At 65.7% G+C, this 24,239-nt stretch carries 21 protein-coding genes; 9 read left to right on the top strand and 12 right to left on the bottom strand.

The window, feature by feature from the left end:
• Positions 1-251 precede the first annotated feature (251 nt).
• The gene (gene guaA, locus ACIPK7_RS13205) at positions 252-1,829 is read right to left on the bottom strand and encodes a glutamine-hydrolyzing GMP synthase (RefSeq protein ID WP_045211294.1); all 1,578 of its coding nucleotides are present in this window, start codon (positions 1,827-1,829) and stop codon (positions 252-254) included.
• Between the two features lie 82 nt (positions 1,830-1,911).
• Entirely contained in the window at positions 1,912-3,381 is a 1,470-nt protein-coding gene (guaB, locus tag ACIPK7_RS13200) for an IMP dehydrogenase (RefSeq protein WP_401088174.1), read from the bottom strand.
• Positions 3,382-3,529: 148 nt separating this feature from the next.
• Between guaB and xseA the strand changes: the two genes are divergently transcribed.
• From xseA to ACIPK7_RS13180, 4 genes are all read left to right on the top strand, one after another.
• A complete protein-coding gene (xseA, locus tag ACIPK7_RS13195; RefSeq protein ID WP_401088172.1) occupies positions 3,530-4,909 on the top strand; it encodes an exodeoxyribonuclease VII large subunit in 1,380 nt (459 codons plus the stop codon).
• Between the two features lie 6 nt (positions 4,910-4,915).
• Positions 4,916-5,671 (top strand): M15 family metallopeptidase, encoded by a 756-nt coding sequence (locus ACIPK7_RS13190; protein WP_081515935.1) that lies wholly within the window; start codon positions 4,916-4,918, stop codon positions 5,669-5,671.
• 217 nt (positions 5,672-5,888) lie between these two features.
• Positions 5,889-6,725, top strand: coding sequence for a M23 family metallopeptidase (locus tag ACIPK7_RS13185; protein WP_081515936.1), 837 nt, complete (start codon positions 5,889-5,891; stop codon positions 6,723-6,725).
• Positions 6,725-7,114, top strand: a complete 390-nt coding sequence (locus ACIPK7_RS13180; RefSeq protein WP_401088170.1) for a DUF2809 domain-containing protein — start codon at positions 6,725-6,727, stop codon at positions 7,112-7,114. Before ACIPK7_RS13185 ends, ACIPK7_RS13180 begins: the two co-directional genes overlap by 1 nt.
• Here the strand turns inward: ACIPK7_RS13180 and ACIPK7_RS13175 are convergent.
• From ACIPK7_RS13175 to ACIPK7_RS13155, 5 genes are all read right to left on the bottom strand, one after another.
• Positions 7,095-7,637: an N-acetyltransferase gene (locus tag ACIPK7_RS13175; RefSeq protein WP_081515938.1), complete on the bottom strand. Its 543-nt coding sequence runs from the start codon at positions 7,635-7,637 to the stop codon at positions 7,095-7,097. The genes ACIPK7_RS13180 and ACIPK7_RS13175 overlap by 20 nt on opposite strands.
• On the bottom strand, positions 7,637-8,125 hold the full coding sequence (locus ACIPK7_RS13170) for a copper chaperone PCu(A)C (RefSeq protein ID WP_401088168.1): 489 nt from the start codon (positions 8,123-8,125) through the stop codon (positions 7,637-7,639). The genes ACIPK7_RS13175 and ACIPK7_RS13170 overlap by 1 nt, the downstream gene beginning before the upstream one ends.
• A 138-nt stretch (positions 8,126-8,263) precedes the next feature.
• Positions 8,264-9,634 (bottom strand): PepSY-associated TM helix domain-containing protein, encoded by a 1,371-nt coding sequence (locus tag ACIPK7_RS13165; protein WP_401088166.1) that lies wholly within the window; start codon positions 9,632-9,634, stop codon positions 8,264-8,266.
• A gap of 53 nt (positions 9,635-9,687) precedes the next feature.
• A complete protein-coding gene (locus ACIPK7_RS13160) occupies positions 9,688-11,799 on the bottom strand; it encodes a TonB-dependent copper receptor (RefSeq protein ID WP_401088164.1) in 2,112 nt (703 codons plus the stop codon).
• A 106-nt stretch (positions 11,800-11,905) separates the two neighbouring features.
• Positions 11,906-12,370, bottom strand: coding sequence for a DUF2946 domain-containing protein (locus ACIPK7_RS13155; RefSeq protein ID WP_401088162.1), 465 nt, complete (start codon positions 12,368-12,370; stop codon positions 11,906-11,908).
• A 400-nt stretch (positions 12,371-12,770) separates the two neighbouring features.
• On the opposite strand from ACIPK7_RS13155, the gene leuA reads away from it, so the two are divergent.
• The 4 genes from leuA (at position 12,771) to ACIPK7_RS13135 (ending at position 17,948) form a co-directional block, all read left to right on the top strand.
• On the top strand, positions 12,771-14,441 hold the full coding sequence (gene leuA / locus ACIPK7_RS13150) for a 2-isopropylmalate synthase (RefSeq protein WP_401088160.1): 1,671 nt from the start codon (positions 12,771-12,773) through the stop codon (positions 14,439-14,441).
• Positions 14,442-14,515: 74 nt separating this feature from the next.
• Positions 14,516-14,992: a hypothetical protein gene (locus tag ACIPK7_RS13145; RefSeq protein ID WP_401088158.1), complete on the top strand. Its 477-nt coding sequence runs from the start codon at positions 14,516-14,518 to the stop codon at positions 14,990-14,992.
• Between the two features lie 271 nt (positions 14,993-15,263).
• On the top strand, positions 15,264-16,628 hold the full coding sequence (locus ACIPK7_RS13140) for a spinster family MFS transporter (protein ID WP_401088156.1): 1,365 nt from the start codon (positions 15,264-15,266) through the stop codon (positions 16,626-16,628).
• 81 nt (positions 16,629-16,709) lie between these two features.
• Entirely contained in the window at positions 16,710-17,948 is a 1,239-nt protein-coding gene (locus ACIPK7_RS13135) for an OprD family porin (protein ID WP_401088154.1), read from the top strand.
• Between the two features lie 47 nt (positions 17,949-17,995).
• Here the strand turns inward: ACIPK7_RS13135 and ACIPK7_RS13130 are convergent, their stop codons facing one another.
• Positions 17,996-18,328: a DUF5629 family protein gene (locus ACIPK7_RS13130; protein ID WP_081515953.1), complete on the bottom strand. Its 333-nt coding sequence runs from the start codon at positions 18,326-18,328 to the stop codon at positions 17,996-17,998.
• A gap of 134 nt (positions 18,329-18,462) precedes the next feature.
• Between ACIPK7_RS13130 and ACIPK7_RS13125 the strand changes: the two genes are divergently transcribed.
• Positions 18,463-19,416, top strand: coding sequence for an aldo/keto reductase (locus tag ACIPK7_RS13125; RefSeq protein WP_401088152.1), 954 nt, complete (start codon positions 18,463-18,465; stop codon positions 19,414-19,416).
• A gap of 85 nt (positions 19,417-19,501) precedes the next feature.
• Here the strand turns inward: ACIPK7_RS13125 and ACIPK7_RS13120 are convergent, their stop codons facing one another.
• From ACIPK7_RS13120 to bamB, 4 genes are all read right to left on the bottom strand, one after another.
• Positions 19,502-20,308, bottom strand: a complete 807-nt coding sequence (locus tag ACIPK7_RS13120) for an amidohydrolase (protein ID WP_401088150.1) — start codon at positions 20,306-20,308, stop codon at positions 19,502-19,504.
• Positions 20,296-21,444 carry a pyridoxal phosphate-dependent aminotransferase gene (locus ACIPK7_RS13115; protein ID WP_401088148.1) on the bottom strand — a complete coding sequence of 383 codons (1,149 nt, stop codon included), beginning with the start codon at positions 21,442-21,444 and terminating at the stop codon, positions 20,296-20,298. Before ACIPK7_RS13115 ends, ACIPK7_RS13120 begins: the two co-directional genes overlap by 13 nt.
• Positions 21,445-21,525: 81 nt before the next feature.
• The gene (gene der, locus ACIPK7_RS13110) at positions 21,526-23,013 is read right to left on the bottom strand and encodes a ribosome biogenesis GTPase Der (RefSeq protein ID WP_081515961.1); all 1,488 of its coding nucleotides are present in this window, start codon (positions 23,011-23,013) and stop codon (positions 21,526-21,528) included.
• Positions 23,014-23,095: 82 nt separating this feature from the next.
• Positions 23,096-24,238: an outer membrane protein assembly factor BamB gene (gene bamB / locus ACIPK7_RS13105; RefSeq protein WP_192435179.1), complete on the bottom strand. Its 1,143-nt coding sequence runs from the start codon at positions 24,236-24,238 to the stop codon at positions 23,096-23,098.
• Between the last annotated feature and the right edge of the window lies 1 nt (position 24,239).

Below are 24,239 nucleotides of genomic sequence, written 5' to 3'. Positions count from 1 at the left end.
CAGACTCCTAGAACAAGGGACTTGCGACCCCATCGGCTATCACGGAGGTTGGCGCGTTTCGCGCCTGGCGCCAGGCTCTTGCGGCCGGCTGCACGGTCCTGCCGGCTGAAACGCAAGCAGGAAGCAACTCTGCATGAAGAGGCAAACGCCTCTCATGCGCCAGGTCAAGGACGGGTATTCCCGCCCTCGCCTGTTGCAGAAGGCGGCGAGATTGCCGTCTTCTGCGTTAAGGAAACGTTAAACGTCTCCGATCATTCCCACTCGATGGTAGCCGGCGGCTTGCTCGATACGTCGTAGGTGACGCGGGAGATGCCTTCGATCTCGTTGATGATGCGGTTCGAGACCTTCTCCAGCAGCTCGTAAGGCAGGTGCGCCCAGCGAGCGGTCATGAAGTCGATGGTTTCCACCGCGCGCAGGGCCACGACCCAGGCGTAGCGACGGCCATCACCGACCACGCCGACGGATTTCACCGGCTGGAACACCACGAAGGCCTGGCTGGTCTTGTGGTACCAGTCGAAGTTGCGCAGCTCTTCGATGAAGATGTGGTCCGCGCGACGCAGCAGGTCGGCGTACTCCTTCTTCACCTCGCCGAGGATCCGCACACCCAGGCCCGGGCCCGGGAACGGGTGGCGGTAGACCATGTCGTACGGCAGGCCCAGTTCCAGGCCGATCTTGCGGACTTCGTCCTTGAACAGCTCGCGCAGCGGCTCGACCAATTCGAACTGCATGTCTTCAGGCAGGCCGCCGACGTTGTGGTGCGACTTGATCACGTGGGCCTTGCCGGTCTTGGCGCCGGCCGACTCGATCACGTCCGGGTAGATGGTGCCCTGGGCGAGGAACTTCACGTCCTTCAGCTTGGTGGCTTCCTCGTCGAAGACCTCGATGAAGCTGCCGCCGATGATCTTGCGCTTCTGCTCCGGATCGCTGACACCGGCCAGGCGGCTAAGGAACTTCTCCTCGGCGTTGGCGCGGATGACCTTGACACCCATGTTCTCAGCGAACATGGCCATCACCTGGTCACCTTCGTGCAGGCGCAGGAGGCCGTTGTCGACGAAAACGCAGGTCAGCTGGTCGCCGATGGCCTTGTGCAGCAGGGCCGCGACCACCGAGGAGTCGACGCCGCCGGACAGGCCGAGCAGCACCTTGGAGTTGCCGACCTGGGCGCGCACGGTGGCGATGGCGTCGTTGACGATGTTGGACGGGGTCCACAGGGCTTCGCAGCCGCAGATGTCCAGCACGAAGCGGGAGAGGATGCGACCGCCCTGCTTGGTGTGGGTCACTTCCGGGTGGAACTGCACGCCGTAGTAACCGCGGGCGTCGTCGGCCATGGCGGCGATCGGGCAGCTCGGGGTGCTGGCGAGGATGTGGAAGCCGGCCGGGATTTCGGTGACCTTGTCGCCGTGGCTCATCCACACGTCGAGGCCGAACACGCCGTCTTCGCTGACGCAATCCTCGATGCCATCAAGCAGTCGGGCCTTGCCGACCACGTCGACGCGGGCGTAGCCGAATTCGCGCAGGTCAGAGCCCAGTACCTTGCCGCCCATCTGCTCGGCCATGGTCTGCATGCCGTAGCAGATGCCGAACAGCGGCACCTTCAGGTCGAACACGGCCTGCGGCGCGCGCGGGCTGTTGGCCTCGTGCACCGACTCCGGGCCGCCGGCCAGGATGATGCCGCGCGGGGCGAAGGCACGAACTTCATCGTCGCTCATGTCGAACGGATGGATTTCGCAGTACACGCCGATCTCGCGGACGCGGCGGGCGATCAGCTGGGTGTACTGGGAGCCGAAGTCGAGGATCAGGATCCGGTGAGCGTGAATGTCTTGGGCCATGGCCATCTCTCGTAGCGAAATTCTTAAACGACACGGGGCTGTATCAACCAGCCCCGTGTCCGACTCATTTACCTTGAAGCCCTCAACCTACGCGGTAGTTCGGGGCTTCCTTGGTGATCTGCACATCGTGGACGTGGGACTCGGCCATGCCGGCGCCGGTGATGCGCACGAACTGCGGCTTGGTGCGCATGTCCTGGATATCGGCGCTGCCGGTGTAGCCCATGGCGGCGCGCAGGCCACCCATCAGCTGATGGACGATGGCGGTCAGTTGGCCCTTGTAGGGCACTCGGCCTTCAATGCCTTCGGGCACCAGCTTCTCGGCGCCGGCGGAGGCGTCCTGGAAGTAGCGGTCGGAGGAACCGGTGGAACCGGCCATGGCGCCCAGCGAGCCCATGCCACGGTAGGACTTGTAGGAGCGGCCCTGGAACAGCTCGATCTCGCCCGGAGCTTCTTCGGTACCGGCGAACATCGAACCCATCATCACGCAGTAGGCGCCAGCCACCATGGCCTTGGCCAGGTCGCCGGAGAAGCGGATGCCGCCGTCGGCGATCAGCGGGACGCCGGTGCCTTCAAGAGCCGCAGCGACGTTGGCGATGGCGGAAATCTGCGGCACGCCGACGCCGGCAACGATACGGGTGGTGCAGATGGAGCCCGGGCCGATACCGACTTTCACGGCGTCGGCGCCGGCGTCAGCCAGTGCCTTGGCGGCTTCGCCAGTAGCAATGTTGCCGCCGATGACCTGTACCTGCGGGAAGTTTTCCTTCACCCAGCGCACGCGGTCGATCACGCCTTTGGAGTGGCCGTGGGCAGTGTCGACGACGACCACGTCCACGCCGGCGGCGACCAGGGCGGAAACACGCTCGCCCGTGTCGGCGCCGGTGCCGACGGCCGCGCCGACGCGCAGGCGGCCCAGGTCGTCCTTGGACGCCAGCGGGTAGGTCTTGGCCTTCTCGATGTCACGGAAGGTCACCAGGCCGGTCAGGCGGAATTTCTCGTCGACCACCAGCATCTTCTCGATGCGGTTCTCGTAGAGAGCGGCCTTGATCTCTTCCAGGGCCGTGCCTTCGCGGGCGGTGACAAGCTTTTCCTTCGGGGTCATGATCGCGGACACGCTGTCGCCGACGTTCGGCTTCACGCGCAGGTCGCGGCCGGTGACGATACCGACCAGCTCACCCTCTTCCACCACCGGGAAGCCGGAGAAGCCGTACTCGCGGGCGATCTGCAGCAGCTCGATGATCTTGGTCGACGGGGTCACGGTGACCGGGTCGCGAACGATGGCGGTCTCGTGCTTCTTGACCTTGCGGACCTCGGCGGCCTGCTGCTCGATGCTCATGTTCTTGTGGATGATGCCGATGCCGCCTTCCTGGGCCATGGCGATGGCCAGGCGGGCTTCGGTCACGGTATCCATCGCGGCGGACACCAGCGGGATGTTCAGTTCGATGCCACGGGTCAGGCGAGTCTTGAGACTCACGTCCTTGGGCAGGACTTCCGAATAACCTGGAATCAGGAGGACGTCGTCGAAAGTGAGGGCTTCTTGGCTGATGCGCAGCATGGCGGGGGCTCCCGATCGGGAAAAATGGAAGCGCGGCATTATATCTCAGTCAGGGGGTCGGGCTCAACGCAACCGGACGATCTGAATGAAGCCTTTATGAACCTCGCGCGCTGGCCCCTGTCCGCAGGCCCGCTTATCATCCTTCGCCATGCAGAAAGATCCCTTCCAACGGCTGGGCCTCGACCGCGAGGTTCTGACCGTCAGCCAGCTCAACCAGCGCGCCCGCCACTTGCTGGAGGACGTGTTCCCGCAGGTCTGGGTCGAGGGCGAAATCTCCAACCTCGCCCGACCGGCGTCCGGCCACATGTACTTCACCCTCAAGGACAGCAACGCCCAGGTGCGCTGCGCGCTGTTCCGGCAGAACGCCCTGCGCGTGCGCCAGGCCCTGCGCGACGGGCTCGCGGTGCGGGTGCGCGGCAAGGTTTCGCTGTTCGAAGGGCGTGGCGACTACCAGCTGATCGCCGATACCGTCGAGCCGGCCGGTGATGGTGCGCTGCGCCTGGCCTTCGAGGCGCTGAAGGAAAAGCTCGCCGCCGAGGGCCTGTTCGCCGCCGAGCGCAAGCAGGAACTGCCTGCCCACCCGCGGCGCATCGGCATCGTCAGCTCGCCCACTGGCGCGGTGATCCGCGACATCATCAGCGTATTCCGCCGCCGCGCGCCACAGGTCGAGCTGACCCTGATCCCCACCGCCGTGCAGGGTCGCGAGGCCATCGGGCAGGTCGTCCGAGCCTTGAAGCTGGCCGACGCACAGGGCTTCGATGCGCTGATCCTGGCCCGTGGCGGCGGCTCGCTGGAAGACCTCTGGTGCTTCAACGAGGAACCGGTGGCCCGCGCCATCGCCGCCTGCGTGACGCCCATCGTCAGCGCCGTGGGCCATGAGACCGACGTCTCCATCAGCGATTTCGTCGCCGACGTGCGCGCGCCCACGCCCTCGGCCGCCGCCGAGTTGCTGGCGCCCCACAGCGGCGATCTGCAGCAGCGCCTGGACAGCCTGCGCCGCCGGCTGATCCTGCGCATCCAGGACCGCCTGACCCGCGAGCGCCTGCGCCTGGAAGGCACCGCCCGGCGCCTGCGCCACCCCGGCGAACGCCTGCGCCAGCAATCCCAGCGCCTGGATGACCTGGACATGCGACTGCGCCGCGCCTTCGAGCGCCAATTGCAGATTCGCCACGAGCGCGTCGCACGACTGGACACCCGCCTCGCCGCGCAGCACCCCGGCCGCAACCTGGCCCTGCTGCGCCAGCGCCTGGACAACCTCAGCGCCCGTCTGCCGCGCGCCACCAACGCCATCCTGCGCGAACAGCGCCAGCGCCTCGACAGCCTGATGCAGACGCTGCACATCGTCAGCCCGCTGGCGACCCTCGGCCGTGGCTACAGCATCCTGCTGGACGACAAGGGCCAGGCCATCCGCAGCGCCGCGCAGACGAAGAACGGCCAGCGCCTCAAGGCCAAGCTGGGCGACGGTGAACTGGAAGTGCGGGTGGAGGACAACCACCAGGCCCCCGTCACCCTTTCCCTGCTGGACTGATGGCCGATGACCGACCTGCTCGCGCCGATCCTGCCGCAACCCGATCCGGACTGGGCCGAGGCCTTCCGCGTGCCCATCGTCGAATGCGACCAGCCGCTGCAGGCGCTGGGCATCGCCACCGGCTTCGCGGTGTGGCCGGCCTACCACCGCCTCGGCGTGCCGAACGCGCAGCCGGAATGCTATGCGCGTACCGAAGTCTTCGAGCGCCTGCTGCACGCCGCGAGCCTGCTGCCCGATGGCATCCGTCTGGTGATCCTCGATGCCTGGCGGCCCTTCGCGGTGCAGCAGCACCTGTACGACACGCTCTACGAGATCCTCCGCCAGCACGAGCCGGACGCCGATCCGCGCGAGCTGACCCGGCGCACCCGTGAGTTCGTCGCGCCGCCCAGCACCCGCGCCGAGTCGCCCAGCCCGCACCTCACCGGCGGTGCCATCGACCTGACTCTGTGCGACAGCGAAGGTCGCTGGCTGGACATGGGCAGCCTGTTCGACGAGGCGACGCCGCGCTCCTATACCCGCCATTACGAGGAGATTGCCCAGCCCGACGGAGCCCAGCGCCGTGTGCGCGACAACCGCCGGATGCTGTTCAACGCCATGCTGGCGGCGGGCTTCAGCAACCTCTCCAGCGAGTGGTGGCACTACGACTACGGCGACCAGCTGTGGGCCGCGCACCTGGGCAAGCCCCACGCCATCTACGGCCCGGCGCAGGTGCCGTCGCTGGAACAACTGTGGCGCCAGCAGCTCGAAGGCCTGCGTCGCTAGCAGCTGCTTTTGTAGGATGGTGTGGAGCGCAGCGATACCCATCAATGGCGCAGCTGGGTTATCGATGAGTATCTCTGCGCTCCACCCACCCTACGTTCGTGCTCCTGGATTGGTCTGCTGCACAACTGGATTCCGCTTTCGACGAAATCGCCGCGCCCGCCGGAGCGGCCCGTGTAGACTGCCCGCTTCATCCGCCGACACGTCCACGGATAGCGCCATGTTTCGAATTTCCTGCCTGCTCGTCACCGCCCTGTTCACCCTGACCGCCCACGCCGAAGGCTTCATCAGCCGCACGCTGAACAAGCCGGTGCCCGGCGGCGTCGCCGTCGTCCAGCTGGGCCAGGACGCCGCCGTGCCGACCGCCACCTACCAGGGCAAACCGGTGCTGGTGGTACGCGAAGAAGGCCGCGACTGGATCGCCATCGTCGGCATCCCGCTGACCACCAAGGCCGGCAGCCAGCAGATCGCCGTGAAGCAGTCAGGCGCCAGCCGCAACCTCGGCTTCAGCGTCGGCAACAAGCACTATAAGGAGCAGCGCATCACCTTGAAGAACACCCGCCAGGTGAACCCGCTGCCCGAAGACCTCAAGCGCATCAACCGCGAGCTGGCCGAGCAGACCGCCGCCTACCGCAGCTTCAGCCCCGGTACGCCGAGCAACCTGGTACTGGACAAACCGGTCAACGGCCCGCTCTCCAGCCCCTTCGGCCTGCGCCGCTTCTTCAACGGCGAGGAGCGCAATCCGCACTCCGGGCTGGACTTCGCCGTGCCCGCCGGCACCCCGATCAAGTCACCGGCCGCCGGCAAGGTGATCCTGATCGGCAACTACTTCTTCAACGGCAACACCGTGTTCGTCGACCACGGCCAGGGCTTCATCAGCATGTTCTGCCATATGTCGAAGATCGACGTGAAAGTCGGCGATGCGGTTCCGCGCGGCGGCGTGGTCGGCCGCGTCGGCGCCACCGGCCGCGCCACCGGGCCGCACATGCACTGGAACGTCAGCCTGAACGACGCCCGCGTCGACCCGGCGATCTTCATCGGCGCGTTCAAGCCCTGATGCGGCTTCGCTTCGATGGACGCAGCGCCCTCTTCGCGCTGCTCTGGTTCGCCGTACTGGCCTGGCTGGCCACGGGCGGGGCGCACCTCGGCTGGTTGCGCGGCTTCGGCGGCGACGTGCTGGCGGTGATCTGGCTGTACTGCCTGCTGCGCACAGCTATCGATGCTCCTGCCCACTGGCTGGCCTCTGCGGCGCTGGGCTGTGGATTGATCATCGAGCTCGGCCAGTACCTCGCCGCGACCTTCCACTGGCAGATAGGCAACCGCGCGCTGCGCATCGTGCTCGGCGCCACGCCGGACTGGCTGGATGTGCTGGCCTACTGCATCGGCTTCGTGCTGATCCTCGCGGCGCGGCAGACGCGCCTGGCCCTCAGGCCAGCGGGTAGCTGAAGAACAGCGCCATCTCCCCGGGCAGCACCTGCGCGGGATCGTAGAGATCGGTGGACAGCCCGCTGAGGGCGAAGCCGCGGGAGCGGTAGAAGCCCACCGCCGGCAAGTTGAGGTTCTGGGTTTCCAGCCACAGGTGGCGCGCCTCGGTGCTGCGCGCCCAGTCCAGGCAGCCTTCCAGCAATTGCCGGCCGACGCCCTGGCCGCGCGCGTCGGCGAGGACGAACAGGTCGTCCAGCACCGCGCGGCGATTCCAGATTTCGTAGCGGGCGATGGCAAAGCCCAGCCGCTCGCCTTCCTCGTCGACGACCACGGCGGTCCAGTCGGCCGCCGTGACGTCGTCCTTCAGGTCGGCGAAGGGATAGCGCTTGGTCTGCGTCTCGGTCAGACGCTCCTCGCGCAGGATGAAACCATCGGCGGCGCTCTCGATCCGCAGGATCGAGTCGCTCGAGTAGCTGCCGTCGAAACCCAGCAGCCACTCGCCGTCTTGCGCCCACACCAGCGGGCGCAGGAGCCGGTCGCTCATCAGTTCATCTGCATGCCGTGCATGTCGTGGCCCATGTCGGTGCCCTTCGGAGCTTCCTTCTGCACCGCGACCTCGACCTTCACGTCGCCGGCCTTCTGGAAATGCAGGGTCAGCGGGAAGCGCTCGCCGTCGGCCAGCGGCTTCTTCAGGCCGAACAGCATCAGGTGGTACTGACCGGGCGCGAAGACGATCTTGCCGCCGGCGGGGATTTCCACGCCCTCGACCTTCACCATCTTCATCATGCCGTCCTTCTCCACGTGCTGGTGCACCTCGGCGCTGGCAGCACGGTCGGTGTCGGCACCGAGCAGGCGGTCCGCCTCCTTGCCGTGGTTCTGCACGATGAAGTAGGCGGCGCCGTTCACCGAGTTGGCCGGCAGCAGCAGCGACCAGGGGTGGTCGATGTGCAGGTTGCCGGCCTCGTATTCGTGGGCCATGGCGGCGCCGGAGAAGCCCAGCAGGACAGCGAAAGCAAGCAGGGTTTTACGCATGTTCGAGACTCCAGTTGGCTTGTGATCAGGTCCGCCGCAGCGGCGGGAATCCATCGGGCCGCGGGCGCAACGATCGCGCCGCAGCATAGCCTGCCTCGCGGCAGGCGTCAGGGTGGAAGCACGTTCCACCCGCAACTCTCAACTCAAGGCCGGGCTGCGCGGCTTGATCCGCGACAGCACCGCCCAGTCCAGCGCCCAAACCAGCAACAGCGACGCACCCACCAGCGGGAAGGCGACGCCGAGGATGACCATGATCGCCACCCCGCCCTTCCAAACCGGTAACGCATGGGGCATCGGCGGCACACCGAGGCGCCCCTGCGGGCGGCGCTTCCACCAGATCCACAGGCCGCTGACGGCGCTGAGCAGGATCATCAGGCAGACGCCGAGCATGAGCAGCTGGTTGAACAGGCCGAACATCTTGCCTTCGTGCAGCATCACCCCGGACTCGACACCCTTGGCCACCAGCCCGTAGTCCTTCCAGCGCACGTCGGCGAGTACCTTGCCGGTGTACTGGTCGATGTGCAGGGTGGCGTCGTTGCGCGAGTCGTCGGCGAACACCGAGACGGTGAACACGCCCTGCTCGCCCTTGGGCAACGCGATGGCGTAGCCCGGCACCACGCCGGCCTGATCGGCCGTGTCGACCACCTGCTGCAGGCTGATCTGCGGCATCGCCATGCCGCCGGAGCCATGGGCCATGTGCTCGGCGTGGGCGCCGCCGGACATCGGCATCGGCGTGTTTTCCATGGCCCAGGGGATGGTCTGGCGGTGCGCCTCGTTGAGCGTGCGCGCCTCCAGGTCCGACTTGGGTACTTCGTTCCACATGGCCACCGGGAAGCGGTTCCACACGTCGGCGAAGGATTTGCCCCAGAAGCCGGTCCAGGTCATGCCGGTGAGCAGCATGAACAGCATCAGCAGCGAGCCCCAGAAGCCGACCACCACATGCACCTCACGCCACAGCGCACGACCACGACGCGACAGGTCCGGCCACAGCAGCACGCGCAGCGAGCGCTTGCGCGGCCACCACAGGTACAGGCCGGAGACCACCAGCACGATGCCCCAGCCCGCCGCCAGCTCGATCAGCCGATCCCCGACGGTGCCGATCATCAGCTCGCCGTGCAGCGCGCGGGCCATGGCCTGCAGATTGGACTTGGCGTCCTGCAGGCCGAGCAGCTTGCCGCTGTAGGGGTCGACGAAGGCGTTCACCTCGCGCCCATCCAGCTGGGCGACGAACTGCGCGCTGCGGTCGGCGGCCGGCGCCGGCAGGTACTGGCTGACCTGCAACTGCGGGTTCTGGTGATGCAGGTGCATCAGTTGCTCGTCGGCGGACAGCCGCACCTCGCCTGGCTTTACCGTCAGCAGGTCGCTGTACATCAGCGGGTCGAGCTGCGGCTTGAACAGGTAGATGATGCCGGTGAGCGACAGCAGGATCATGAAGGGCGCGACGAACAGCCCGGCATAGAAGTGCCAGCGCCAGGCCAGGTTGTAGAAATCGAATGTCTTGTGCTGCATTCGTTGATCTCCTCACGCAAGGAGGCCCCCGACGGGCGGGGGCCGGTCGGGCTTCAGAACGAGAAGTCCACTTTGGTCCAGAACGTACGGCCCGGTTCGTGGATCGATTCGGGATCGTTGGCCGGGTAGCCGAAGCCGGCGTTGCCCGCCAGGTTCAGGTGCTCGGCGTAGTCCTTGTCGAACAGGTTGTCGACGCCGGTGCTGACCTTGAGGTGCTTGCTCAGCTTGTACGAGCCGTTGAGCGAAAACACCGCGAAGCCGGGGCTTTCGTCGAAGTCGTAGCCGACCACGTTGCCCTGGTTCTCGGCGATCCGGCCCTGGTGCGCGACCACGCGCCACAAGCCGCCGGCGCTCCAGTCGCCTTCTTCGTAGGTCAGGCCGAAACGCGCTTCCAGCGGCGGCATCTGCGGCAGCGCAGTGTCGTCGGTGGTGTTCTTGCCCCAGGCGTAGGCCAGGGTGCCATCGGCGGTCCAGTTGCTGGTCAGCGCGTAGGCCGCGCCCAGCTCGCCCCCCATGATGCGGGCATCGACGTTCCGCGCCTGGGAGGTGCGGCCCATCATGCCGCCGGGCTGGTAGTCGAAGAGGATGTAGTCGCGGATCACGCCGACGTAACCCGAGGCCCAGGCCTTGAGCTTCTCGTCCTCGTACTGCGCGCCGAAGTCCAGCTGGGTGGTCTTCTCCGGCTTGATGCTGTCGAAGGCGTTGACCGAGCCGCTCGGGCCCTTGTCCGGGGAGAACAGCTCCCAGTAATCGGGGAAGCGCTGTACGTGGCCGAGGCCGACGTAGAGGGTGGTCGGCGTGTCGGCCAGATCATGCTCGTAACGTGCGAAGCCGCTGGGCAAGGTGTCAGCGCGGGTGTCATCGGCGGTGGGGTTGGGCATCGCCATCATCCCCGAGCCGGTGGTCTGCCGGTAATCCTTGACCGAAGCACGGTCCAGGCGCGCGCCGGTGATCACGCGGTCACGCTCGGCCGCGTACCAGGTCAGCTCGCCGAAGGCGCCGTAGTTATGGAAGACCGCATCCTTGTCCCACGGCTGCTCGTCATAGGTATTGATCCCCATGCCGCTGCGTTCGCGGTGTTCGTTGGTCTGCGCATCGACCCCGGTGATCAGCTTGAAGTCGTCCCAGCGCCAGGTAGCGGCCAGGCGCCCGCCTAGGGTGCGACGGTCGACGTTGGAGGCCATGGGGCCAGCCATCATGCCGGTGCCCGAGGGCGTGCGCAGGCTGTAGTTGTCCATCACGTGGTCGGCGTAGTTGTAGTAGACCTGCGCCTCCAGCTTGTCGAGCACCTCGCCGATGTTGGACTTCTCGAAGCGCAGGCCGAGGCTTTCGCGCTTGAACTGCGAGCCATCCATGCCGCGCCCGGCATAGCGCGCCTCACCGTCACCCTTTCCGGCAGTGAGCTCGACCAGGGTGTCGGCGTCCGGCGTCCAGCCCACCGCTACGTCGCCGTTCCACTTGTTCCAGCGCGAGGGCACGGTGTTGCCGCCGCCGTCTTCGTAGTCGTCGGACTGCGACTTGTTGCCGGTGACCCGCACGTAGCCCAGCGGCCCGCCAGCGGCGGCGTCCAGCACGCGGTCGAAGCGGCCGTTGGAGCCGGCGACGAGGCTGCCATTGACCCGCGTGCCCAGCTCGCCGAAGCGCTCCGGCTCGCGGTCGAAGCGGATCGTCCCGGCCGAGGCACCGGGGCCCCAGATCACGGTCTCCGGGCCTTTCACCACGGTGAGCCTGTCGAAGGTTTCCGGCGAGATATAGGAGGTGGGCGCGTCCATCCGCGCCGGGCAGGCGCCGAGCATGGTGGTGCCGTTGGTGAGGATGTTCAGGCGCGAACCGAACATGCCACGCAGTACGGGATCGCCGTTGGTGCCGCCGTTACGGATGGCGGAGAAGCCGGGAATGGTCTTGAGGTAGTCGGCGCCGTCGCTGGCGGGAATCGGCTGGCGCGGCTGCTTGGGGTCGGTGACCACGGTCAGCGGTGAGCTCTGCGCCACGGCGGTGATGACGCTGGGCGACAGTTCGGTGACCGACGCATTGCTGGCGTGCGCCGAGTGATCTTCTTCCTCGGCCAGCACAGGGACGGCAGTGAAACCGCCAAGGGCGGTCAGCGCGCACAGGGCGCGCAGGCCGACGGCAGTTTGCCGACGGCGCATAGGCATGCGGGACATTGCATGATTTCCATGATCGGTGATGACGCCCGCTCCGCGCGTACTCGCACGGCGCGCAGACTGAGGACAGCCAAGTGCGCCGGGGTCGGGGAGTCGGGGTTGCAGGTCAGCCGATCAGGAACGGAGGAGCGCGGGAACGAGCACCGGGGAAGACCGGTGAGGCGGGAATGCGCGAGGAAACGAACTGGGCAACCGGTGCGCCAACGGCGGGCACTCCGTGGTCAAGCAGGACCGGCGGCGGCGTCAGCGGCGGGCTGTGGATCAGCAGGCTGCAATAGCCGCACTTCTCCATGAAGGCGTCGGCGGTGAGCGGCTGTTCGCCGTGGGATACGGGGGCAGCGTGATGGCCCGCGGCGCGCTGGCCGTCGGAGCAGGCCATGTCGTCCATGCCGGCCATGTCATGGGACATTTCATGGGCCGGCGCCTTGCCATGCTCCATCGGCATGACGTGATCCATGGGCATGGCGTGATCCATCGGCATCGACTGGGAAACCAGCGGGCCGACATAGATCATCAGCATGGCGAACAACGCCAGCCAGGTGCCTACGCCTTGTCGAGTACGACGGGTCACGAAAAGTCCTTGCGGATGGAAGGTCCCTGCCTGAGGCGGGGTGCGCAATGATCGCACGGAGTGATAAAGCTCCGCTGCGGCACGAAGACGCAGAATCAGTTAAGCACAGCGCTAAGCTTCAGGATTAATTGCTTAAATAGTAATTTTTCGACAATTATTCACCCCTCAATCGCTATCGAAGACTTTTCCTACCAAATTTCCCCAAATGCTTGCCATTGGTCTTCCAGGCCTTTAGCTTGGCACTCATGAAAACCGCACACACCCTCATCCTGCTTCGCCAACACGCCTGCCTGCGCCTGGTCAGCCCGCGACTGCGTGGCTGAGCCCCCCTCCCCCGTTTCGCCTCATTCAGATTTTTTTGCGCAGGCCACGCAGGCCGCAGAGAACAAGGATTCCGCTCATGAGCATGTTGAAAGACCCGTCGAAGAAATACCGCGCCTTCACCCAGATCACCCTGCCCGACCGCACCTGGCCGGACAAGATCATCGACAAGGCGCCGATCTGGCTGTCCACCGACCTGCGCGACGGCAACCAGTCCCTGATCGAGCCGATGGACGCCGAGAAGAAGATGCGCTTCTTCAAGTGCCTGGTTCAGGTGGGCCTGAAGGAAATCGAAGTGGGCTTCCCGTCCGCCTCGCAGACCGACTTCGACTTCGTGCGTGAGCTGATCGAGAACGACCACATTCCCGATGACGTCACCATCCAGGTGCTGACCCAGGCCCGCGACGACCTCATCGAGCGCACCTTCGAGTCCCTCAAGGGCGCGAAGAAGGCCATCGTCCACTACTACAACGCCTGCGCACCGAGCTTCCGCAAGATCGTCTTCAACCAGGACAAGGCCGGTGTGAAAGCCATCGCCGTGGCCGCCGGTCAGACCATCAAGCGCCTGGCCGAAGCCGCGCCGGAAACCCAGTGGGGCTTCGAGTACTCGCCGGAAGTCTTCAGCTCCACCGAGACCGATTTCGCCGTCGAGGTGTGCAACGCGGTGATCGACGTGTTCCAGCCGACCCCGGCCAACCGCCTGATCCTCAACCTGCCCGCCACCGTCGAGTGCGCCACCCCGAACAACTACGCCGACCAGATCGAGTGGTTCGGCCGCCAGATCAACAAGCGCGACAGCGTGCTGATCAGCCTGCACACCCACAACGACCGTGGCACTGGCGTGGCTGCTTCGGAACTGGCCCTGATGGCCGGCGCCGACCGCGTCGAAGGCTGCCTGTTCGGCAACGGCGAGCGCACCGGCAACCTCTGCCTGGTGACCATGGCGCTGAACATGTACACCCAGGGCATCGACCCCGAGCTGGACTTCTCCGACATCGACGCCGTGCGCAAGGTGGTGGAAGAGTGCAACCAGATTCCGGTGCACCCGCGTCATCCGTACGTCGGCGACCTGGTCCACACCGCCTTCTCCGGCTCCCACCAGGATGCCATCCGCAAGGGCTTCGCCCAGCAGCAGCCGGATGCCGTATGGGAAGTGCCGTACCTGCCGATCGACCCGGCGGACATCGGCCGCAGCTACGAGGCGGTGATCCGTGTGAACAGCCAGTCCGGCAAGGGCGGCATCACCTTCCTGCTCGAACAGGAATACGGCATCAGCCTGCCGCGTCGCATGCAGATCGAGTTCAGCCAGGTGGTGCAGAACGAGACCGACCGTCTCGGCCTGGAAATGACCGCCGAGCAGATCTACACCCTGCTGCAGACCGAGTACTTGCAGGCCGTTTCCCCGTTCGGCCTGAAGAACTACCGCCTGCAGGAAGAGAACGGCGTCTGCGCCATCGACATCGACGTGACCCACAAGGGCGAGCAGCATCGCTGGCACGGCAAGGGCAAGGGTACCCTGGAAGCCCTGGTCGCCTCGCTGCCGGTGGACGTCGAGATCATGGACTACAACGAGCATGCCATCGGCGCCGGCACCAATGCCCGCGCAGCCGCCTATATCGAACTGCGTGTCGAGGGTGGTCGTTCGCTGCACGGCATCGGCATTGATGAAAACATCACCACCGCGAGCTTCCGTGCGCTGTTCAGCGCCCTGAACCGCGCCGTGACGCTGGGCCACGCGAAAGCCGCGTGAGCCTCAGTTAACCTGTAAGTCCCTTTGCCCCGGACGCCTCGTGCGTCCGGGGCTGTTTTCGATGGAGTGAAAACATGACGACCGCACCGCAGGACAATCCTTTCCAGCCCCCCGCCGCCGCACTCCAGGACGGCCTCGGCGTTGCCACTGGCGAGCCACTCTACCGCCTGGCCGCCGCCGGCATCGCCACCTTCTTCGGCACGCCCGTGGCCGGCAGCTGGGTGATCGCGCAGAACCTCAAGCGTCTGAACCGCCCGCAGGAAGTGCAGAAAGCCTGGCGGGTCGGCATCGGCATCACCGTGCTGATCTTCGTCCTATCCTGGTTCCTGCCGGACAACTTTCCCGCCGCGCCGATCAACATCGCCGCCGTATTCGCCATGCACCAGTACGCCAAGCAGAATACCGGCGAAGCGCTTGATCGCCACGCCGCGGCCGGTGGTGGCTACCTGTCCAACTGGCGCGCCTTCGGCATCAGCCTGCTGTTCCTGATCGTCATCATGGCGATCGTCTTCGGCGCCGCCTTCCTGCTGCCCCTGACCGGCAACGCCTGATCCCTTGCGTCCTCCCGTCTAAAGATTCCCCCTAGTTTCCTAGGGGGCAGTCTCCGCAATGCTGGTACTCGCCCCGATTACCCCTGCCTCGTCCCTTCCCTAGTCTTGCGTGCACTGCCGTGAAAGCGGCAGGCAAACAAAAAACCGTGTCACGCAATCAGACACTTTCGGCTGCCCCTGCCTTGCGTCCAGTGGCGCCTGGTTACCTACAACAACAACGAGCTCGACGTGCTTGGCCATCTGCCTTCACCCGCTTCAGGAGCCAGTAACCGTGAACCCGCAATCCCACTCGAAATCCGTCTTCACTCCGCGCTATTCCTGGTATGTCGTCGTGCTGTGCATGGTGGCGTACATCTTCTCCTTCGTTGACCGGCAGATCCTCTCGCTGATGATCGAGCCGATCAAAGCCGACCTGCAGATCACCGATACCCAGTTCAGCCTGCTCAGCGGACTGGCCTTCTCGCTGTTCTACGCCTTCATGGGCTTGCCCATCGCATACCTCGCCGACCGCTCCTCGCGGGTGAAGATCATCGCCATCGGCGTGGCCTTCTGGAGCATCGCCACCGCCGCGTGCGGCCTGTCGAAGAACTTCCTGCAGATGTTCCTCGCGCGCATGAGCGTCGGCGTCGGCGAGGCCGCGCTGACACCGGCGACCTACTCGATGCTCGCCGACCTATTCCCCAAGGAGAAACTCGGCCGCGCGCTGGGGCTCTACTCCATGGGCGCGTTTCTCGGCGGCGGCCTGGCCTTCCTGGTCGGCGGCTACGTGATCGAGGCCCTGCGCGACGTGCCGGCCATCGACCTGGGCTGGCTGGGCCAGGTGCGCTCCTGGCAGATCGCCTTCTTCATCGTCGGCCTGCCCGGCGTGCTGGTGGCGCTGCTGATCGCGCTGACCATCCGTGACCCGGCGCGCAAGGAAACGAACCCGCAGCACAAGGCAACCATCGGCGACGGCCTGCGCTTCCTGCGGCGCCACCGCGCGACCTTCACCTGCCACTACCTGGGTTTCTCCTTCTTCGCCATGTGCCAGTACGCGCTGATGGGCTGGGCGCCGGCCATGTACATCCGCCAGTACGGCCTGACGCCACTGGAGGTGGGCTACATCCTCGGCGGCATCCTGCTGGTGCTCAACACCGCCGGGGTGTTTTGCGCCGGCTGGCTGGTGGACGTGCTGCAGAAGCGCGGGCGCAGCGACGCCGCGATGATCAGCGGCATGCTCGGCGCCGCCTGCACCATTCCTTTCGTCATCGGCTCGGTCACTGCCAGCAGCCTGCAGGTGTCGGTAATGCTGATGGGGCCGGCAATGTTCTTCTGCGCGTTCTGCATCTCCACCTCGGCGGCCGCCATGCAGGTGCTCACGCCCAACCGCCTGCGCGCGCAGGTGTCGGCACTGTTCCTGCTGGTCTCCAACCTGATTGGCCTGGGCGTCGGCACCACCCTGGTGGCACTGCTCACCGACCAATACTTCAAGGACCCGAAGGCCGTCGGCTCGTCCATCGGCATCATCGTCACCCTCGCCGGGCTGCTCTGCCTGTGGCTGCTGGGCAACGGGCGCAAGCACTTCCGCCGCAGCCTGGGCCAGGAGCAGACGGTCCAGTCCGAAGCCGCACCGCTGGATAACGCCGCCGCGAACTGATCGCGCCCGCCTCGACAAGACGTACGCCCGTTCGCCGGCGTGGCGCCCTGCACCCCGGCGAACGGCACCCAGGAGATGACGATGTTCCGTATTCGCTTTGCCGGTGCGCTGCTGTCCAGCGCGCTGATGCCCCTCTGCGCCCAGGCTGACCTGATCGACGACAGCCGCCTGGACGCCACCCTGCGCAACTTCTACATGCTGCGCGACTACCGCCAGGACAACGCCCCCCAATCCCAGGCCGGCAGCTGGTCCCAGGCCGTGCTGGCGCGTTTCAGCTCCGGCTTCACCGAAGGCACCATCGGCGTCGGCGTAGACTTCACCGGTTTCTACGCCCTGAAGCTCGACGGCGGCGCCGGCACCAGCAACGACAGCAACCTGCCCTACGACCGCACGAGCGGTGAGCCGGTGGATAACTTCAGCCGTGGCGGCGCCACGCTCAAGCTGCGCTATTCGAAGACCACGCTGAAGGTCGGTCTGCTGGAGCCGCGCCTGCCGGTGATTTTCCAGGATGATGTGCGCGTGCTGCCGCAGACCTTCCAAGGCGTGATGCTGGAGTCGAAGGAGTCGGATCGCTTCAAGTTCACTGCCGCGCAACTCTGGAATACCAGCACCCGTGCCTCAAGCGACCGCGAGTCGTTCTACCTGGCTACCCGTCCCGCCAGCCAGGACAGCAACAAGCTGAACCTGGGCGGCGTCGATGCCCAGTGGACGCCCGGGCTGTCCACCAGCTACTACTTCGCCCAGCTCGAGGACATCTATGACCAGCACTACGTCGGCGCCAACTTCAAGCAGCCGGTGGGCGAGAAGACTGCGCTGCTCGGCACCCTGAGCTACTTCCACAACGAGGAATCCGGGCAGGCTCTGGCCGGGCGCATCGACAACCGTGCCTATGGCGCGAGACTCGGCGTGAAGCACGGCGGCCACATGCTGTCGGCCACCTACCAGCGCATGCTCGGCGAAGACATGTTCCCCATGCTGCTGGGCAACACGCCGCAACCGTACCTGGTCAACTGGGTCACCAATGGCGGCTTCTTCTGGGCGCAGGAACGCTCCTACCAGCTGCGCTACGATTACGACTTCGCCAGCCTCGGCGTGCCGGGCCTGACCCTGACGACGCGCTACACCAAGGGCACCGACATCTCGCGGCAGGGCAAGAGCGATGGCCACGAGTACGAGCGCGATACCGATGTCGGCTATACGATCCAGAGCGGGCCGCTGAAGACCCTGTCGTTCCTCATGCGCACCTCCACAGTTCGCAGCAGCTACGCCAGCGATTACGACGAGGTGCGCTTCATCACCAGTTACCCGCTGGCTTTCTGAAGCCATGAAAAAGGCCCCTCGCGGGGCCTTCTTCGTCCAGGGGAGGCTTACTCGTCGTCGCCACTGGCAGCGACCGCGCCAAGACAGCAGAGTCGGTGCTGCTGGTCGCCGGCCTGGAGCAGCCAGGTCTCGTCTTCGGCCTGGTAGCTGGCCTCCATCACCTGGTTGTAGCTGAAGCGCCACTCGCGGCGGTCGCGGCCGTCGATGGACTCGATCTGCAGCACCACGTCTTCGCTGGCGAAGGGCTGGTCTGCGTGGGCAGCGGCGTCGGCCTGGTCCAGCAATGCCTCGTTGAGCTCGAACTGCCAGGCGTGCAGACCGTCGATCAACAGCATGTCGGCGGTTTCCAGCTGGTCCAGCAGGTAGGGAGTCGTGGTCATGACGGGCACTCGGCAATTGGGCTGGCTGCCATGATAGACCAGCTGGCGTACCGCTGCCGGCCAATCCGCCCCGCGGCGAACGGCTGCGCGTCTACACTGAGGGTTCCCGCACACCCGCTGAGGAGTCAAAGCAGATGCGTACACGCGAACTCGGACAATCGGGCCTGAAGATTCCTGCGCTGGTCTTCGGCGGTAACGTGTTCGGCTGGTCCTCCGACGAGGCGACCTCGTTTCGCTTGCTGGACGCGCTGCTCGACGCCGGGCTGAACTGCATCGACACCGCTGACGTTTACTCGCGTTGGGTGCCGGGCCACGAGGGCGGCGAGTCGGAAACCCTGATCGGCAAGTGGCTGAAGAAGACCGGCAAGCGCAACCAGGTAATCATCGCGACCAAGGTCGGCATGGACATGGGCAACGGCCACAAGGGACTGTCGGCGGTGTACATCGAGCAGGCACTGGAGCGCTCGCTCAAGCGTCTGCAGACCGACTACATCGACCTCTACCAGTCCCACTGCGACGATCCGCACACCTCGCTGGAGGAAACCATGGGAGCCTTCGCCGAGGCCGTGGAGCGCGGCAAGGTGCGGGTGATCGGCGCCTCCAACTTCGACGCCAAGCGCCTGCGTGAAGCTCATGAGCTCTGCACGCGCTTGAAGCTGCCGCAGTACCAGAGCCTGCAGCCCAACTACAACCTCTACGACCGCGCCAACTACGAGACTCAGCTGGAGCCCACGGTGCAGCAGCTGGGCCTGGGCGTGATCAATTTCTACTCCCTGGCCGCCGGCTTCCTTACCGGCAAGTACCGCCGCGAGGATGACCTGGGCAAGAGCAGCGTGCGCGGCTACAAGGTGAAGAACTTCATGAACGAGCGCGGCTTCGCGATCCTCGATGCGCTGGAGGAAGTGGCCGGCGACCTGAACGCCACGCCGACCCAGGCCGCACTCGCCTGGCTGATGGCCCGCCCGAGCATCACAGCGCCGATTGCCAGTGCGTCGAAGCTGGAGCAGTTGCCCGACCTGATTGCGGCGGTGGAGCTGAAGCTCAGTGACGAGGCGATCCAGCGGTTGAATACCGCCAGCGCGTATTGAACCTGTAGGAGCGGGTCAACTCGCGAACATCCCCGCTGCGGGACGGTTCGCGAGCAAGCTCGCTCCTACGAAAAGCACATCGACTTCAGCGGTGGATGCTGAACTCGTCCGCATCGAGATTCGCCGGGAAGCGCTCGCGGTACGCCGCCAGCTCCGCTGCGCTCAGGGCAATCTGGAAGACCCCGTCAGCGCTGCCGGCGGCTAGCAGGTTGTCACCCTGGAAGTCCAGCACCTGGCTGTCGCCGGAGTAGGCGTGCCCCCTGCCGTCTTCACCGACGCGATTGACCGCAGCGACATAGCAGAGGTTTTCGATGGCCCGCGCTGGCAGAAGGCGGTTCCAGTGCTGGCGGCGCGCGGCCGGCCAGTTGGCGGTGTAGAGCAGCAGGTCAGTGTCCTGGGCGTCGCGGCTCCACACCGGGAAGCGCAGGTCATAGCAGACCAGCGGGCGAATCCGCCATCCCTTCCACTCCAGCAACACCTGTTGCTCGCCCGGCGTGTAGTGCTTGTGCTCACCGGCCATGCGGAACAGGTGACGCTTGTCGTAATGCTGAATCTCGCCGTCCGGGCGTGCCCAGAGCAAACGGTTGCGATGACTTCCGTCAGCGGCGCGGATAATTACGCTGCCACAGACCACGGCATCGAGCCGGGCCGCCTGCTCGCGAAGCCAGGCGTAGGTCGCGCCCTCCTCCGCCTCGGCCAGCGCCTCGGAATCCATGGAAAAGCCGGTGGTGAACATCTCCGGGAGGATCACCACGTCTGCGCCACGGGCGCTTTCCAGGAGCGCCTCGAAACGCTCGCGGTTGGCCTTCGCGTCGTGCCAGACCAGGGTGGTCTGCACGAGGGCGAGTTTCAGGTCCGCCAAGTGGCTTGGGTCGCGGCTCAGATCGCGCATAGTCGTTCCGCTGCCTGGCGCAGCGTCTCCTCTTTCTTGGCGAAACAGAAGCGCACCAGACGCGTGTCCGCCGGAGCCTGCTGGTAGAACACCGAGACCGGAATGGCGGCCACGCCGTGTTCGGTGGTCAGCCATTCGGACATGGCGACATCATCGAGGTCCGGGCGAATCGACGAGTAATCGACTACCTGGAAGTAAGTTCCGGCAGCACGCTGGAAGGTGAAACGCGAGCCTTCCAGCAGGTTGCAGAACAGGTCGCGCTTGGCCTGGTAGAAGCCCGGCAGCTCGCGCAGGTGCTCGGCGTGCGCGGCCATGAAGTCGGCCAGCGCGTACTGCAGCGGCGTCACGCCGCAGAAATTCACGTACTGGTGGATCTTGCGCATCTCCGCCGACAGCGCCGGCGGCGCCACCACGTAGCCGGTCTTCCAGCCGGTGACGTGGTAGGTCTTGCCGAAGGAGCTGATGACGAAGGCGCGCGGATACAGCTCGTCATGGGCCAGCACGCTGGCGTGCTGTACGCCGTCGTAGATCAGGTGCTCGTAGACCTCGTCGCTGATCACGTAGATCTCGCGGTCGCGGATCAGCTCGGCCAGGCGATCCAGGTCGGCACGGTCGATCAGCGCACCGCTGGGGTTGTGCGGACTGTTGAGGAAGATCAGGCGCGTGCGCGGGGTGATGGCATCGGCCAGGCGCTGCCAGTCGATGTGGAAGTCCGGCTGAGTCAGCGCAACATGCACGCAACGGCCGCCGGCCAGCTCGACCGACGGCTCGTAGCTGTCGTAGCAGGGGTCGAGGACGATGGCTTCGTCGCCGGCGCGAATCAGCGCCTGTACCGCACAGAAGATCCCTTCGGTCGCACCGGGAACGATGGTCACCTCGGCGTCGGCGCTGACGTTGCGGCCATAGAGGCTCGCGACCTTGATCGCGACCTGTTCGCGCAGCGCCGGCAGGCCGGTCATCGGGCTGTACTGGTTGTGTCCGGCCATGACGTGGCGGGCAACCGCTTCGAGCAGCGGTGCGGGACCGGGGAAGTCCGGGAAACCCTGGGAAAGATTCAGCGCTCCGCTTTGCGCGGCGAGCTGGGACATGCGGGTGAAGATGGTGGTGCCGACATTCGGCAGTTTGCTGGTAAGCATGGCGTGACTACAGGCCGCAGGCGATGAGAGGGAAGTCCCTACTCTATCGCCTGCGGCTTGCGGTCTAAAGCCTGACAGACGTTATTTACGTTTGTCCTTCTTCTTCTTCTCCGCCTTCTTGTGGTGCGACATCAGGCGGCGCTTCTTGTTGACCTGGCGATCGGTGAGCTGGGTCTTCTTGCCCTCGAACGGGTTGTCACCGCCCTTGTACTCGATGCGGATCGGCGTACCGACCAGCTTCAGCACGCGGCGGAAGGTCTTCTCCAGGTAGCGGGTATAGGCCTTGGGCACCGCATCCACCTGGTTGCCGTGGATCACGATCAGCGGCGGGTTGGCGCCCCCCAAGTGCGCGTAGCGCAGCTTGATGCGGCGGCCGTTGACCATCGGCGGCTGGTGAACCTGGATGGCGTCCTCGAGGATCTGCGTGAGCTTGCTGGTGGGCCAGCGGGTCACGGCGGAACGGAAGGAGTCCTGCACCGACTTGTACAGGTGGCCAACGCCGGTGCCGTGCAGCGCCGAGATGAAGTGGATGTCGGCGAAGTCGGCGAACATCAGCCGGCGCTCGAGCTCGGTTTTCACGTAGTCGCGCTCGGCCGATTCCATGCCGTCCCACTTGTTCAGCGCGATGACCAGCGCACGGCCGGTCTCCAGCACGAAGCCGAGCAGGTTGAGGTCGTGTTCAACCACGCCTTCGCGGGCGTCCATGACGAAGATGACCACGTTGGCGTCCTGGATCGCCTGCAGGGTCTTCACCACGGAGAACTTTTCCACCGCCTCGAAGATCTTGCCGCGGCGGCGCACGCCGGCGGTGTCGATGAGGGTGTACTTCTCTTCGTTGCGCTCGAAGGGGATGTAGATGCTGTCGCGGGTGGTGCCGGCCTGGTCGTAGACGATCACCCGCTCTTCACCGAGCATGCGGTTCACCAGCGTGGACTTGCCGACGTTGGGGCGACCGATGATGGCGATCTTGATGCCATCCTTCTCGCTCGGGCCGGGAATGCGCTTGGCTTCCTCGCCTTCGGCGACTTCTTCCATCTCGCCGGGCAGGTCGTTGTCTTCCGGCGCTTCCGGCTCGGGAGCGAACATCTCGCCCAGGGCTTCCTGGAGCATCTGGGTGATGCCACGGCCGTGGGCGGCGGCGATCGGGATCGCATGCCCCAGGGCCAGCGGGCTGAACTCGGCGCGGGCGATGTCCGGATCGACGGTGTCGACCTTGTTGGCCACCAGGTAGGTGCGCTTGTTCTTCTTGCGCAGGTGCTCGCCGATCATCTCGTCGGCGGCGGTGAGGCCGGCGCGGGAGTCGACCATGAACAGGACGGCATCGGCCTCTTCGATGGCCTGCAGCGACTGCTCGGCCATCTTGGCGTCGATACCCTCTTCGTCACCGGAAATACCACCGGTATCGATGACGATGAATTTCTTGCCCTGCCACTTGGCCTCGCCGTATTGGCGGTCTCGGGTCAGACCTGCGTACTCGGCGACGATGGCGTCACGGGTGCGGGTCAGGCGGTTGAACAGGGTGGACTTGCCGACGTTGGGGCGGCCCACCAGGGCTATTACGGGAACCATGCGGCTCTCCAGGAATTTGAATTTCAGAAAACACGACGGCCGCTGCCGTTTTTCACGGCAGCGGCCGGCAGTAACACTCAGCTTAGCGAATCGTGTAGGCGGCCAGCTTACCGCTGTTGCCGAACACGTACATCCAGCTGCCGACTACCAGCGGGCGAACCCGCACGCCGTCACCGTCGACCTTCTCGCGGCCCACGAAACGACCATCCACCTGGCTCAGCAGATGCACGTAACCTTCCAGGTCACCGACGACCACGTTGCTCGACAGCACGGCCGGAGCGGACAGCTGGCGGCGAGCCAGGGCGTCGTTGCTCCAAAGCGAGGACGAACCACGGGAGTCGAGGCTTTCCACGGTGCCGCTGGACTGGCTGATGAACACGCTGCCGGTACCTTCGGCTACGCCGACGTAGCTGGAAGCTTCACGCTGCCAGAGCACGCGGCCGGTGCCTACGTCCAGCGCCGCGGCGCGGCCCTGGTAGCTGGCGACATAGAGAACGTTGTCGACCAGCAGCAGGCCGCCGTCGATATCGACGACGCGGTCCAGCTCGGAACGGCCCTGAGGAATCGCAACGCGCGCTTCCCAGACCGGCAGGCCACGCTCCACGTCCACCGCGACGACCTTGCCGCTGGCCAGACCCGCCAGGGCCAGACGGCCCGCGATCAGCGGAGCGCCAGTGCCACGCAGGGTCAGCACCGGTACGGTGCCTTCGTAGATCCAGCGCTGGTTGCCGGTGGAAGCGTCGAAGCCGATCAGCTTGTCGTCCTGGGTCTGCACCACCACCACGTCACCGTTGGTGGCCGGGGCAGCCAGCACTTCGCTGGTGACCTTGGCGCGCCACTTCTGCTCGCCCGAACCGGAATCCAGCGCGATCACGTCGCCACGCAGGGTGCCCAGCAGGACCATGCCGCTGCCCACGCCGACGGCGCCGGAGATCGGCAGATCGAGGTCTTTCTTCCACAGCACTTCGCCAGTTTCGCGCTGCATGGCCATGACGCGGCCTTCGGCAGACGCGGCGAAGATGGTCTGGCCATCCACGGCGGGCTCGAGCAGGTTGTACAGGTCGCCCTGGCCATCACCGACCGAACGGCTCCACTGTTTCTCCAGGCGGACCTCTTCCTTGAAATCGGTCAGCTCGGCCGGCGGCAGTTCTTTCTTGCTATTGCTGCTGCAACCCACAGCCATCAGGGTCAGTGCCAGCAGTGCAACGTGTTTCCAACGCAACATC

The sequence above is a fragment of the Pseudomonas sp. NPDC086581 genome, assembly GCF_044746165.1.
Lineage (GTDB): Bacteria > Pseudomonadota > Gammaproteobacteria > Pseudomonadales > Pseudomonadaceae > Pseudomonas.
The sequence above is the reverse complement of the archived record's forward strand: the minus strand, read 5'-3'. Positions and strand labels throughout refer to the sequence as shown.

Coding starts and splice junctions, on each gene's coding strand:
- guaA (WP_045211294.1), bottom strand. CDS start 1,829: ATGGCCCAAGACATTCACGCTCACCGGATCCTGATCCTCGACTTCGGC.
- guaB (WP_401088174.1), bottom strand. CDS start 3,381: ATGCTGCGCATCAGCCAAGAAGCCCTCACTTTCGACGACGTCCTCCTG.
- xseA (WP_401088172.1), top strand. CDS start 3,530: ATGCAGAAAGATCCCTTCCAACGGCTGGGCCTCGACCGCGAGGTTCTG.
- ACIPK7_RS13190 (WP_081515935.1), top strand. CDS start 4,916: ATGACCGACCTGCTCGCGCCGATCCTGCCGCAACCCGATCCGGACTGG.
- ACIPK7_RS13185 (WP_081515936.1), top strand. CDS start 5,889: ATGTTTCGAATTTCCTGCCTGCTCGTCACCGCCCTGTTCACCCTGACC.
- ACIPK7_RS13180 (WP_401088170.1), top strand. CDS start 6,725: ATGCGGCTTCGCTTCGATGGACGCAGCGCCCTCTTCGCGCTGCTCTGG.
- ACIPK7_RS13175 (WP_081515938.1), bottom strand. CDS start 7,637: ATGAGCGACCGGCTCCTGCGCCCGCTGGTGTGGGCGCAAGACGGCGAG.
- ACIPK7_RS13170 (WP_401088168.1), bottom strand. CDS start 8,125: ATGCGTAAAACCCTGCTTGCTTTCGCTGTCCTGCTGGGCTTCTCCGGC.
- ACIPK7_RS13165 (WP_401088166.1), bottom strand. CDS start 9,634: ATGCAGCACAAGACATTCGATTTCTACAACCTGGCCTGGCGCTGGCAC.
- ACIPK7_RS13160 (WP_401088164.1), bottom strand. CDS start 11,799: ATGTCCCGCATGCCTATGCGCCGTCGGCAAACTGCCGTCGGCCTGCGC.
- leuA (WP_401088160.1), top strand. CDS start 12,771: ATGAGCATGTTGAAAGACCCGTCGAAGAAATACCGCGCCTTCACCCAG.
- ACIPK7_RS13145 (WP_401088158.1), top strand. CDS start 14,516: ATGACGACCGCACCGCAGGACAATCCTTTCCAGCCCCCCGCCGCCGCA.
- ACIPK7_RS13135 (WP_401088154.1), top strand. CDS start 16,710: ATGTTCCGTATTCGCTTTGCCGGTGCGCTGCTGTCCAGCGCGCTGATG.
- ACIPK7_RS13130 (WP_081515953.1), bottom strand. CDS start 18,328: ATGACCACGACTCCCTACCTGCTGGACCAGCTGGAAACCGCCGACATG.
- ACIPK7_RS13125 (WP_401088152.1), top strand. CDS start 18,463: ATGCGTACACGCGAACTCGGACAATCGGGCCTGAAGATTCCTGCGCTG.
- ACIPK7_RS13120 (WP_401088150.1), bottom strand. CDS start 20,308: ATGCGCGATCTGAGCCGCGACCCAAGCCACTTGGCGGACCTGAAACTC.
- ACIPK7_RS13115 (WP_401088148.1), bottom strand. CDS start 21,444: ATGCTTACCAGCAAACTGCCGAATGTCGGCACCACCATCTTCACCCGC.
- der (WP_081515961.1), bottom strand. CDS start 23,013: ATGGTTCCCGTAATAGCCCTGGTGGGCCGCCCCAACGTCGGCAAGTCC.
- bamB (WP_192435179.1), bottom strand. CDS start 24,238: ATGTTGCGTTGGAAACACGTTGCACTGCTGGCACTGACCCTGATGGCT.